At 42.5% G+C, this 11,654-nt stretch carries 13 protein-coding genes; 2 read left to right on the top strand and 11 right to left on the bottom strand.

The features are described from left to right. Positions 1–137: 137 nt before the first annotated feature. Positions 138–1,334, top strand: coding sequence for an IS256 family transposase (locus TDIS_RS06070; RefSeq protein WP_068670386.1), 1,197 nt, complete (start codon positions 138–140; stop codon positions 1,332–1,334). 76 nt (positions 1,335–1,410) lie between these two features. On the opposite strand, the gene TDIS_RS06075 is transcribed toward TDIS_RS06070, so the two are convergent. Then, entirely contained in the window at positions 1,411–2,394 is a 984-nt protein-coding gene (locus tag TDIS_RS06075; RefSeq protein ID WP_068670387.1) for an ankyrin repeat domain-containing protein, read from the bottom strand. A 319-nt stretch (positions 2,395–2,713) separates the two neighbouring features. On the opposite strand from TDIS_RS06075, the gene TDIS_RS06080 reads away from it, so the two are divergent. After that, positions 2,714–4,039 carry an ISH6 family transposase gene (locus tag TDIS_RS06080; RefSeq protein ID WP_068670388.1) on the top strand — a complete coding sequence of 442 codons (1,326 nt, stop codon included), beginning with the start codon at positions 2,714–2,716 and terminating at the stop codon, positions 4,037–4,039. Positions 4,040–4,069: 30 nt separating this feature from the next. On the opposite strand, the gene TDIS_RS06085 is transcribed toward TDIS_RS06080, so the two are convergent. From TDIS_RS06085 to TDIS_RS11415, 10 genes are all read right to left on the bottom strand, one after another. Next, positions 4,070–5,320, bottom strand: a complete 1,251-nt coding sequence (locus TDIS_RS06085) for a radical SAM/SPASM domain-containing protein (protein WP_068670389.1) — start codon at positions 5,318–5,320, stop codon at positions 4,070–4,072. Between the two features lie 984 nt (positions 5,321–6,304). Beyond that, positions 6,305–7,063: a hypothetical protein gene (locus TDIS_RS06090; protein WP_068670390.1), complete on the bottom strand. Its 759-nt coding sequence runs from the start codon at positions 7,061–7,063 to the stop codon at positions 6,305–6,307. 2 nt (positions 7,064–7,065) lie between these two features. Further along, complete coding sequence (locus TDIS_RS06095) at positions 7,066–7,497, bottom strand: hypothetical protein (protein ID WP_161939490.1); 432 nt, start codon at positions 7,495–7,497, stop codon at positions 7,066–7,068. Between the two features lie 7 nt (positions 7,498–7,504). Then, positions 7,505–8,083: a hypothetical protein gene (locus TDIS_RS06100; RefSeq protein WP_068670394.1), complete on the bottom strand. Its 579-nt coding sequence runs from the start codon at positions 8,081–8,083 to the stop codon at positions 7,505–7,507. Beyond that, the gene (locus tag TDIS_RS06105) at positions 8,076–8,588 is read right to left on the bottom strand and encodes a hypothetical protein (RefSeq protein WP_068670398.1); all 513 of its coding nucleotides are present in this window, start codon (positions 8,586–8,588) and stop codon (positions 8,076–8,078) included. The genes TDIS_RS06100 and TDIS_RS06105 overlap by 8 nt, the downstream gene beginning before the upstream one ends. A 67-nt stretch (positions 8,589–8,655) precedes the next feature. Further along, complete coding sequence (locus TDIS_RS06110; RefSeq protein WP_068670400.1) at positions 8,656–9,519, bottom strand: hypothetical protein; 864 nt, start codon at positions 9,517–9,519, stop codon at positions 8,656–8,658. A gap of 14 nt (positions 9,520–9,533) precedes the next feature. Further along, complete coding sequence (locus tag TDIS_RS06115; RefSeq protein WP_068670402.1) at positions 9,534–9,932, bottom strand: hypothetical protein; 399 nt, start codon at positions 9,930–9,932, stop codon at positions 9,534–9,536. A gap of 12 nt (positions 9,933–9,944) precedes the next feature. Next, positions 9,945–10,424 (bottom strand): hypothetical protein, encoded by a 480-nt coding sequence (locus tag TDIS_RS06120; protein WP_068670404.1) that lies wholly within the window; start codon positions 10,422–10,424, stop codon positions 9,945–9,947. Beyond that, complete coding sequence (locus TDIS_RS06125; protein ID WP_068670406.1) at positions 10,421–10,891, bottom strand: hypothetical protein; 471 nt, start codon at positions 10,889–10,891, stop codon at positions 10,421–10,423. The genes TDIS_RS06120 and TDIS_RS06125 overlap by 4 nt, the downstream gene beginning before the upstream one ends. Beyond that, positions 10,888–11,439 (bottom strand): transglycosylase SLT domain-containing protein, encoded by a 552-nt coding sequence (locus TDIS_RS11415; RefSeq protein ID WP_068670408.1) that lies wholly within the window; start codon positions 11,437–11,439, stop codon positions 10,888–10,890. The genes TDIS_RS06125 and TDIS_RS11415 overlap by 4 nt, the downstream gene beginning before the upstream one ends. Between the last annotated feature and the right edge of the window lie 215 nt (positions 11,440–11,654).

Consider the following 11,654-nt stretch of genomic DNA (forward strand, 5'->3'; position numbering starts at 1 on the left):
AAGATCAAATTTATTTTTACCCCCCGGCCGGTGGTACTTAAATTTTTGTGTCCGGGTATTAAGAAAAAAAAGGGAGCCTCTTCTACTGGAGGGGCTCCCCGAGCAAAAGAAAAAAATCTAAAACAGGAGGTACACCTATGAAGCAAGATAACCTCTTTACCGAAAAATTTCTAGAGGAACTCCAGAAGTGGGAAGACTTTGTTCCTCAGGAATTCTTCTCCTGGCTCTTCAAAAACCTGGGCCTGGCTCACCGCGCCATCCACCTTAAAAATCATCCCCACGACAAAGGAAACGGTTTCTACCAGAGAAATCTCCAGATAGGAGGACTATCCTTTCCGGTAGAAATTGCCCGCACCCGCTACGAAAAATTTCGCCCTTTCTTTCTTCCTCCAGGCCATACTCGCTACCTCCCTGAAGACTACCTCAATCTAGCTTTCTCCTTCCTTCTTGGGGCTCGTTCTATACAGAGCGCCTCCCGAGCCCTCCAAAATATAGATCTGCCCTTCAACCAAGACTACCTGGATGAAGTGATTGAAGAATTCGTAACTTATCTTGAAACCCTCAACTCCTCGCCTCTGCCCTCGGATCTGGCCGCCATCTTCCTGGACGGCAAATCCATCCGCCAGAAAGTTAAAGAGGGAAAGGAAGTCCGGGAATACACCACCTACGTGGCCCTGGGTCTTACCCTGGAAGGCCAAAAGCTGATCCTGGGCCTTTACACCTTTGAAGGCCAGGAAAGCCAGGAAAACTGGAAAAAAGTTCTTGAGAAGCTTATCCAGAGGGGCTTAAGAAGAATCCTTATTGTGGTTCACGATGATTTTCCCGGCCTCTCTTCCCTTACCGAAGCCTTCTTTCCCAGGGCAGATATTCAGCTCTGCACCGTACACCTTCTGCGCAACGCCAGAAAACACCTCAGCCGAGAGCACTATCGAACTTTCAGAGACTATTTCCAGAGTATCAAGAATAGCCTCAACTATGAGGAAGGCTTGAGGCTTTTTGAAGCCCTGTTGGAAAAGCTACCGCAGGGGTTGCGGTTTGTGAAAAGGGTTGCCAACCGCAAGGAGCGTTATCTGGCTTTCTTGAAATACCCAAAAGAGCTGAGACCGTTATTTTCTTCGACGAATCTGGCCGAAGGCCTTAATCGGAAAATAGAGGAGGCGGAGAGGGCTTGTGGAGGGTATTTTCATTCGGAAAGGGATCGTAATTTTCGGTACGGGGTATTGGCCAAAGAACTTTTAGAGGGTCGCTGGAGGCGTCCCAACTGGAAGTATCGGGAAATAGCTCATCTCCTGAGATGCCTTTTTGAGGAGAGGTTTTCTAAAGATGACCACTAAGTCCAGACACAGAAAACTTGACAAGCGCCCTCGCTTCCTCCCCCATCATGCCCTCCTTCATTCTATCGAGTATCTACTAACTAACATCCGTCTCACGATTGAGTAATTCACCTATTAAACAGGAGGGAGTTTTTCCTTCTTTATCCTGAACATTTACATCCGTCCCATAATTGAGAAGAATTTTTACGACCTTTAAACGACTCACCAATCTCGATCCTGGATGAATAACTGGAGCTAAATGCAGAGGAGTTTTACCGTCCTCATCTTTTGCGTTTACATCAGCCCCATGCTTAAGCAGAATTTCTGCCACCTCGGAGTTTCCATCCCATGCCGCTAAATGAAGTGGGGTTCTGCCTTTTCTATTTCTTGCATTTATATCTGCTCCGTGTTGGATTAAAATTTCTGCTATTTTTCCTTCGGTGTTTCGCGCAGCAAAATGAAGAGGTATTTCATCGCCCATAAACATATTTCCAAAAGGAGATATATCACAAGAATTATCAATCCTTGCATTTACATCCGCTCCATATTGGAGCAATATTTTTACTACTTTAGAAGTTCCATTTCCTGCTGCTAAGTGAAGCGGCATTAAACCGTCATTATCTCTTGCATTCACATCCGCTCCGTGTTTAAGTAAGCATTCTACTACTTCTGGATTTCCATAATATGACGCTATATGAAGTGGCGTCCAACCATCTTCATCTCTTGCGTTTATATCAGCTCGGTATTTTAATAAAAGATCAACCATTTTTGAATATTCACTTTGAGCGGCTAAATGAAGAGGGGTTCGCTTATTTATGTCTTTTGCGTTTACATCTGCTCCAAGCTTAAGCAACGATTCTGCCACTACTAAATTCCCATAACATGCTGCGTCAAAATCATCTTTGTTTCTTGCATTCATAAAAGCTATTTTAAAATAAACACCATCTGCTGCTAAATGAAGAGGGGTGCGACCATTTTCATCTCTTGCATTTACATCTGCTCCGTGTTCAAGTAAATAACTTACTTTTTCAATATCTCCAACTTCTGCCGCCTCAAATAGCAATTTATTTTTATTTTTCATTCATTTACTACCTTCCAGGAAAATTTTTAATAAATTTGAAAAAGAACTACCAATCTTTTTTCTTTATTTTATTTTTTAAAAGCTTTTAAAAGTTTTCCCAACTCTTTTTTGTGATATTTTGCATCTATTTTATCTCCTTTATATCCCCTTCCCATAACTTCTACCCCCTTTTTTTGTAAGTGTATTTTTATTTTCTATTTTTTCTATACAAGCAAAATCTATGCCATCATCCCAAATTTTGGACCCTATCACAAAGTGGCGTGATGAAGGAGGTAAAATGGGGCCACCGGGGAATAAACTCTCATAAGGAGGTGAAACAGTGGCCCCAAGGCAATTACTCATAAATATTTTCATAACCTTCGAAATCCCTTTGGGCAAGGTCTCACTGGCCGTTATAGAAGAGACCGGCCGCCAGAGTCTAAAGGAATCAGGTCGCCTAATGATAAAAACTCTTCTGGAAGCTCTCCAGGAACGCCTTTCGTTCATGTTACAAGCCTTGCATCCTGAAAGATTCGTCAAAAACGGACGGCACGGAAGATTGCGCACCTTCAAAACCTCTTTCGGGAAAGTCCAGGTGGTCAATCACCAGATCCTGGATAAACAGAGTCGCAAGAGTCTTAGGCTTCTTCCTCTGGCGGTCGATTTTCGTTCAGGGAGACGTTTTTCGCCGGGAGCCTTGCGGTTGGCCACAAGGCTTTCGGTGCTTACTTCTTTTCGGCAGGCGGCCAGAGAAGCAAGCTACGAGATGGGGCTTGAAGTACCCTCCCATGCTACTGTCCATCGGAACTTCCGTGAAATTTTTGCCTTCAGCGAGGTATTCACCAAGGGCCGGAAGTTTCGTCACTTGATGGTTGACACCATGAAGGTGAGGCTTCAGAGTGGTCGCGGGAGGGATGCAGGGTGGGGAGATGTGCGGGTGGTGCTGGCAGCCGAGAGAGGGGAAGGGCCGTGGATACCGGTGGGATTTTTTGTGAATAGGAGCTGGGAGGAGGTACGCAGGGAGCTTGAGAGAGTTATAGATTATGAGGAAGTTGAGGTTTTGATCAGCGATGGGGAGCCGGGGATAGAGGCACTTTTACGGGAAGGGATGAGGCACCAGAGGTGTGTCTGGCATGGCTGGAGGGATCTTAGCTTCGTGCTTTATCAGGACGGCTTTCGGGGGCTTGAGAACCGGGACTTGGTGGATCTTTTGAGCGAGATCCCGCTTTTCAGGCTAAAAACCAAGGATCGGCCTGGGATCAGAGAGAAAGTGGAGGGGATTCTTGAGGAGAGCCGTCGGCTGTGGGAGGAGTTGCTTGAGGTTTTTGATCGGGAGGTATATCCGCGGGCGCATAGCTATTTGAAGCGGCTGGGCGAGAATTTGTTCATATTTTTGGAGTATTTTTTGGAGAAAGGAGAATGGATTCCGAATGTTTCAAATATGGCGGAGAACGTTATAGGTCGGATTAAGCTACGGGTAAGACGGATAGGCAAGAGATGGAGCGAGAGAGGGCTTATAGCCTTATTTCGGGCGATGGCAAGGAGGATTTTTGGGGTGGAGAGCTGGGAGGCCTTTGAGGAGAGGCTGCTGGGGGCGGGGATTCGTCCGAAACTCGTGGCTTTAGAGGTGAAATACCACTGGAGGTGGCCTATCACGCCACTTTGATACAAGGCCAAAAATAGATGGTCATATATATCAACGATTTTTACAAATAACTTTGGATTTATAAAAATCCACTACTTGCCACTTAACCCTCAATACCGTCCCTTTACAGTATTCTTTTGTCCTTTGATTAAATATTCTCTTAATATGACACCCTCCCATACATAGATAAACAACAGGACAATCTTTACATAATGGATCATTGAAAGGGTCATAGTCTAAAAAAATAGTTTCTGCCATTTTATTAACTTTCCCATTTTCCTGATCATGTATTCCAAAAATTCTCCATTTGGATGAAGGTATATTTACATTACACCTGTAAGTAAATAAATCTGGGCCTATTGTAATAGAATTTGGATCATCTGCAACACATGCAGAAAACAATCTCGTTGGAAGGGAAGGTTCCCATCCTATTCTTAATGATCTGAAAAAATCCGCTAAAGACCAGTAGCGATCTATAAATTCCGAATAACTCATGGGAGACCATGTACCCAAATCTCCATGAGGTTCCAAATATCCCAAAATAAAAAAAAGATTTCCATTTGAAATAGAAGAAAAATACTGAGCTATTTGCTTGATTCTATCCCAATTTTGTTCTTGCACATTGTACTTGATAGTTATAGCACATCCCTCTTCCAGAAGTTTTTTCACTGAAAGTTTTATTTTCTGCAAAGAGGATTCGCTTGTTTCCTTATCTATAGAAATCTGAATATCTCTAATATATGTATTTTTCATTATAAAAATAGCCATATCTTCTGATAAAAGAACTCCATTAGTTAATAATGTTTCCTCATATCCTAAATCGTTCAAAAAAGCTATCCTGTGTAACTCATTAGACAGCCTACTAATAAAATTTACAACAAGTAAAGGTTCTCCTCCATGCCAAATTACAGAAACTTTTTGTGGCTTTTTCTCTTTTATAAAATTTTTGATATAATGAAGTAATGTAGGAATATCCGCAATTTTCATTTCCAAATTAATTGTTCCTCCATGATAACAATAAGAACAACTTTTATTGCACCTTAAAGTTGGAACTATAACTATTCTAGATGTATTGAAGGGCTCAGATTCAAGTTGAGGTTCATCAAATATTCCTACTTTTTCTAAATCTTTAAAAAGTCTTTCAAATTGATCTTCAGAAGAGCATCCTCTCTCAAATAGACACTTAGCTTCTTCTTTATCCAACTCTACAAGAACTTGGTTAACCGTATTAAACAAAAGAACTTTTGAACCTAAATCAAAATCGCTTAAATCTATTCTCAAAACATAATTCGGAAGTTGCATATTACTTTATTACATAATTCTACCTTCCAAAATCCATTTGTCCAATAATTTTTCTCATTAATCATCAATCTTAACAATATTTTATCTCCCCACATCAATACTATTCTATACCTTTACCCTTTAAAAACCTATCTCTTCTAGCTCCTTTCTTCATAACTCCTTTACCTTATCCTGAAATTATACAATAAAGCAATTACCTAAATATCACTTGTACATATATCTAATGTATTTAAAGTGCTTATATGAACAAAATTCCAAAATTTTTCAAAGGTCTCTACTGGTGATTCATACAACACTTAGAATGAGGCTTACCACTAACTTCCACCACACCCTTCTTTTTTTTCTTTTTCTTACAATCCTTTGCATTTATTACCTTCATAACACCCTCCCACAAATAAATGTTCTTAGTGAAATCTATACTAAACTTATCCAAAAATCAAAGAAATTACGCCACTTATCATACTCCTGAACATCTTTAGTTGTTAAAGTGTCAAGTATATACAAGTTGTTCAACAGAGATATATCTTCTCATTTTCTACTTACATTCCAACTCCCACACTTTGGACATTTAGGTGCTTTTGTTCCGTGATGTTTTATACCTTTCCATCTATGACCGCAATCATTACACCAATAAGTTACTTTTCTCCCAGACATATTTTACCTCCTATTCTTTTTTATCAACAAATTCCTTTTTGCCTTCCAATAAGGTTTACGAAATACAATATAATCCACTATAAGTTCATCAATCCATGCACCAGCTCTAATAACCAGTTCATCCGGCTTCAACTTATCGTGCAATTTTACCCTAATAGGCTTGCTTGGTAATTCCTCTACACACTCCTCCAGATCTACTCTCCCGGTTTTAATAGCGCGAAGACGATCAAGATGTTTAGGCCGCCCAAGAAGGACACTCCCTTTCCACCCATAAACCCAAACACTCTTTCAATAGCTTTAATTTCCATTCTTTATCAAATCGAAGCATTTTCAATACCCCTTAAAAACATAATTTACCACAACTCTTTTGCCTGGAGTAAAAATTTCTTTCAAAATTATCTCTAAGCCCTGAATATCTTCTTCATATCTTATTTTAACGGACAATACATCCCACCAGGAATATCCAAAGCTTTCCAGAGCTTTTTTGATTTCCCTCAAAAACCTTTCTTCCACTTCCTGAGGCAACAGCAAAAGAATCTCATAATCGCCCGGACCAAAAAGCTCCCGTACCTGCTGAAAAACTTGTTCCCGATTCGGAAAATCGGAAGTTAAGCGCCTGGCTCGAGGACTATAGCCTTTTAAAGAAGGATTGGGCAGAAGTGTGCCATCCAGCAGGATAGAGCATACAAACCGGCCTTTTTCAACATCGTAAACAACAACCTGTGCCCCGAGACGCCGCATATATTCAAGATATTTCTCAAAAGGCAGGCCGTATTCGGCAACAATAACAGGTTCGTTCGAGCGGTTTCCGAGGACTCTTTTACCGGAAGATTCCCTTGCCCGGGAGCGAAGCTTTACCTGGACGGAGGATTTTTTGGCAGCTCTACGAATATCTCGGGCTTCAAGCGGTTTAGGCCTTGGCAGTTCAACCATCTGAAGAGGGACTACAGACTCTTGCCTTTGAAAGGTTACCCGCCCCACCTCCATAGGAGCCTCACGGCTCTTTTCCTTCAAATTGAGCTTGTAGCACAGGAAAATGGCTAATGTCAACCCCAAAATAAAGGGCAGCCAGCGGATGGCTCTTTTCATGGCTATTTCCTTTTTATGTAGGCCAGGCCCAGCCGGATTCCCAAATCCTTGGCTGCGATCATGATCTCCTGGGGATACCTGAAGGGCGTGTTTTGATCCACCCGCAAAACCAGGGCCTGGGGCCTTAAACGCTCAAGCTCCGCCACTACCCCTTTGACCGAAGAAAATTCCAATTTCCCAAGCTTTTGTGACTCCAGGACAAAGCGATAGCCTTTTTGACCATCGGGCACGATGGAAAGCTTCGGCGTTTCCGGACCAAAGGCCTGACTATTAGTTTGGGCTTTCTTTTTCAGGAGATTTACTTGAGTCTGAATCTCCTCTCTGATGGCGGTAGCCAGAGCCACGGTCATGAACATGTAAACCAGAAGAATAATGGTCACAAGATCTATCCAGCTGGCATCAAACTTAAGACTCTCAAGCCTTCTGCCGCCCATGCCCATCTTAAACCCCCTTTCTCTCCATAAATTCGTGAAAATCTCGCTTTAGTACTTCGAAATGTTTCCTCAATTCGATCCAGGCCTTCGAAATCGCTTCCTCATCCCTTGACCTCCTCTCCCCTCTTATAAGCTCCCTTCCTTTTATAAGTTCAATTGTCCGAATCCCTATGGGATTGCACACAATCGCTTCCTGAAAATATCTTTCTAGGTTATGTACATATTCCAGAAGTTCCTCGTTCTGATCTCTTCTCTCAAGCATTCTTCTGAGAATCAAAATCCGCGATAAGGATTCACCGAAATAATACAACTTAAGGCCCTCGTACTCTAAAATCACCAAGGCCCAATATCTACTTTCCGTCTCATCTTTGGCAGTCTGCAACTGCTTCATATCTTCTCTTTCTTTTGCAGCTAACAACTCAATTATGTGCTGATATAGGATAATATCCTTCAAACAACTTATGACAGCCTCTCTTCTCACGGAGGAAGATTCCTCATTTTCGAAAAGATTGTTATTTTTGCTTAAACAGAAATCGCAAAATATTCCCAATATTATAACTAAAATTATCAATATTTTTTTATTCATGGGACACCTCCTCTAAAGCGTGAGAAATTTTCGCCAATAAATGAGAAATATTGGTGGAATCCTCTCTCACTCCGTAACGAAGGATAAGGCCAGAAAGAGCAAAAATGACAATTCCGAATAAAGTCGAGCTTATCCCCTGTCCTGTGCGCACCGCCATCTGAGCCACGGCTTTGGTGTCAAAACCGTGTTTGAAACCCAGGGTCCCCGAACTAAACCCAAGAAGTGTTCCAATAAACCCCAGAAGTGGTGCCAGGAAACAGATGACCCGCAGTAGCTCCGTGGTTACATCCTTGCTTCTCAAGCGTCCAAACGGTAAAATGAAGACCACTGCGAGAACGAAAACCGCCATAGGCACAAGAAGAACAGTTGTTGGCCCTATATAACCCCAAAGGAATCTTAAAATTGTAACTAAATTGTAAGGTAAATTGAAAAGGGTCAACATTAACACCACAACGGAAATCAAGATGAAAGAGAAGTCTGCAAGCTTATTGAAGTTCGCTTTCATTTTCTCACCCCCTGTGAAAAAAATTAAATAAGGAGAGGCCGCCTCTTGGGCCTCTCCCGCAAGGAGTTTAATACTGGCCTACACTGTTCAAGTCGGCGAAGGGATAATCAGCCTCCGGTGTGTCCCCCCTTACGCTACTCAAAACTTCGGCATCATACTTGTGATACCGTGAATAATTTTTCACAATATTGTAATATGTTGGTTTTAAACGAAAGACCTGATTCGTAATATTTGTCTGCACAAACTGATAAATGTTCCGAAAAATTTCACCCCTCTCTTCCTCAAGCAGAGACAAAGAGGCACGGATAGAAGCGGCCAGATCCGTCAAATAATCGATTTGTTCCTGGAAGCTAATATTATCGTTGGAACGGAAAAACCGCCTGAACCGCTCGTCCAAACTTTTTATATTGTGAGAAATAAGCGCAAGTCTGGGATTGTTGGGCGAAGATTCTAAGATGCTGTAAAAGAGATTCCGGAGCCCCACCATGATATTACTTACAATCCTCTTGTCATCCTCCGAAAGAGGAGAAAGCTCTTCATTATCTTCCATGAGACGATAAAGCTTTTCCATCTTGGATATGGTGTTCACCAAAATATCGTGAATCTCAGCGTATGTCTTGGCCGTAGTAGCTAGAATTTCTGCGCGCAACCGGAAATACCGCTTCGCTAAGTAGTTCCTCCTCTCCGGATCCTTAGTAGCACCGATCTCCTGGATCACTTCCTGGATCTCCCGATCAAGCTCTACAACCTTTCCCTCGTACTCCTTCTGCATATGATCGAGCCTCTTAAACGAATTTCTGATGTCTTCCTGGAGCTTGACAATCATTGTAGTCTCAACAGCAAGCGCGTATCCCACAATGTTGATCCAGGCTACCGTCACTACTAAGATCTTAAACATCACTCCTTTAATTCCTTTTATAATTCCCCTCATGGCACACCTCCTCCTTAAGAATTATTGTTATTTCCCGTCTCTATGGAGACGGGAAATGTCGCCGTGGGTCTCCAACCCGTCTGCTTTTCAAATCGCTGTAAAATCAGCTCGTATACGAAACGGCTTACATTCAACCCCTCTTCCTTTGAGGCTATGCCGCACACAAGACGAGGATCCTTGGGAGAAACTCCGTAAGCCAGAAGCCCTACCTCCGCAGAAACAATCTCCTCCAGGTAACGCTTGCAAGCAGCCATAGGCCTTCCGCTTCTCCAGCACTCTATCAAACCCGAAATTCCACGCTCATGCCTCTGCCAAAGCCTCTGAATCATACGCCCTCTGGAACCAGCAAAAGCTACTGAAATAACACCGAAAATCAGAGTTAAAGAGACTATGGTCACTAAATACCTCCTCATGGCTCCCCTCCTTTATTTAAATATTCGTTCCAGCGAAATAAGGGTCGATTCGGCTTCCTCCAGAGGATCTCTCTCCCCCGGAGGATAAGCCTTCCCCTTATCGTTTCCTTCCCCCTTCCTCCCGGAGTATTCCCCTCCCTTACCACCATCGAAGTATTCAGAATCCCCCTTAAGCGATTTAGAATTTCGATCCCCGCCCAAATGTGACACTAAAGCTCTTGGGGCCTTCTCTCCGGCTCTCTCCGGGGTATACCCAGCTTTCCCAAAACGACTAACCTTCCCGAATACAGTTTTAGACTCACTCTTCTCAGAGAATGCTTTACTAAGAACCTCCTTCTCATTCTCCCGATAAGCTACGGCCTCCATAGACCTCTTGGAAACATCTCTTGTCCCCGCGATTTCCGGCGCTATCCTCGGCATAAACCAAACCGTAGCCAGCAAAAAACAACAGGAGGCCAAAATTAAGCTCGAAATGAATCTCAAAGTTTTCATCGCTCACCTCCTTGGAAAATGGTGGCCAAAGCATCGCGGATCTCAGGAGAAACACGGAAATCCTCGGACGATTTACCCTCCGAGATATAGCTCCCCAATTCCAACACAAACTGTGTCTCCTTGCGTAAATAGGGAAGTCCTTGCGAGACATCTTCAAGTTCGGAGGCACACTTCGAAAACATCTGGACATTGCCTTCGGATTCCAGGTAACAGAAACAGAGTTTGGTCAACAGCAAAGTCTTAATCCGGTTGCTTGAAAAAGCTGCCGTGCTGAAAAGTTGTGCTTTGTAATTTTCGGCCTCATAACAGTCGTGCCCGGCTATGCTCTCCTCAAACCGATCCAAAAGAACCCGAGACCTTAACTTCTCCTCTTCCCAGCTGATAGTGGAGGCTCTGTAACTAAAACATCCGGTTAAAACAAACGCTAATAATGGTAAAACTAGTAAAAGCATCAAGTAATTCCTCATAGCACACCTCCTTTTCTGTATTTTTTCCAGGTCATTAAGACCTGTGTGGCGTATTTATGACTTTCCCGGGGAATGCGTCCCTTCCTTACGGCTTCAGGACCGGCATGATAGGCCAGCAAAGCCTTATAGTGATCACCATTAAACCGATCAAGAAGCATGCGATAGTAACGAGCCCCTGCGAAAATGTTTTCGCGAGGATCCCAGGGATCACGCACCTTCAAAAACTCTATCGTTTCCGGCATCAACTGCATTAACCCTATAGCCCCTTTGTAACTTACAGCGTAAGGATTGAAGTTACTTTCGTGCTTAATGATGGCCTTCAACAATAGAGGATCTAAATCGTATACATAAGCTGCCTCTTCAATGTAAGTTTCTATTGAGTAATTGTAGTTTACAAATTTATGATTACTGACAATTTTAGTGTTGATTAACATCCTCGTGAAAGATACTAGCTCCTGAAACTTTTTAAGCTCTGTAGAGTCATAAGCCCAAACTGATTGAATTTTTATGCTGAGTACCAATATAGCTATAACCATTCTCCAGTACATCTTTACTTCTCCTATCGACCTATTCTACCCAATAATATGCAATTAATGTGCCAAAATTTCGGAAAATAATTTGAAAATTATTTGTAAGTTACTTTAGGTTACTTTGAAATTTGTTTACTAGTGGAAAGGACTTATCTTTTAGTGAGGATCAAGCTTTGAAATTCTGTTACTTTCTGATAAGTGGCCTTCTCCGGGAAAAGAAAAGTCGGATCTCG

Source organism: Thermosulfurimonas dismutans (assembly GCF_001652585.1).
Lineage (GTDB): Bacteria > Desulfobacterota > Thermodesulfobacteria > Thermodesulfobacteriales > Thermodesulfobacteriaceae > Thermosulfurimonas > Thermosulfurimonas dismutans.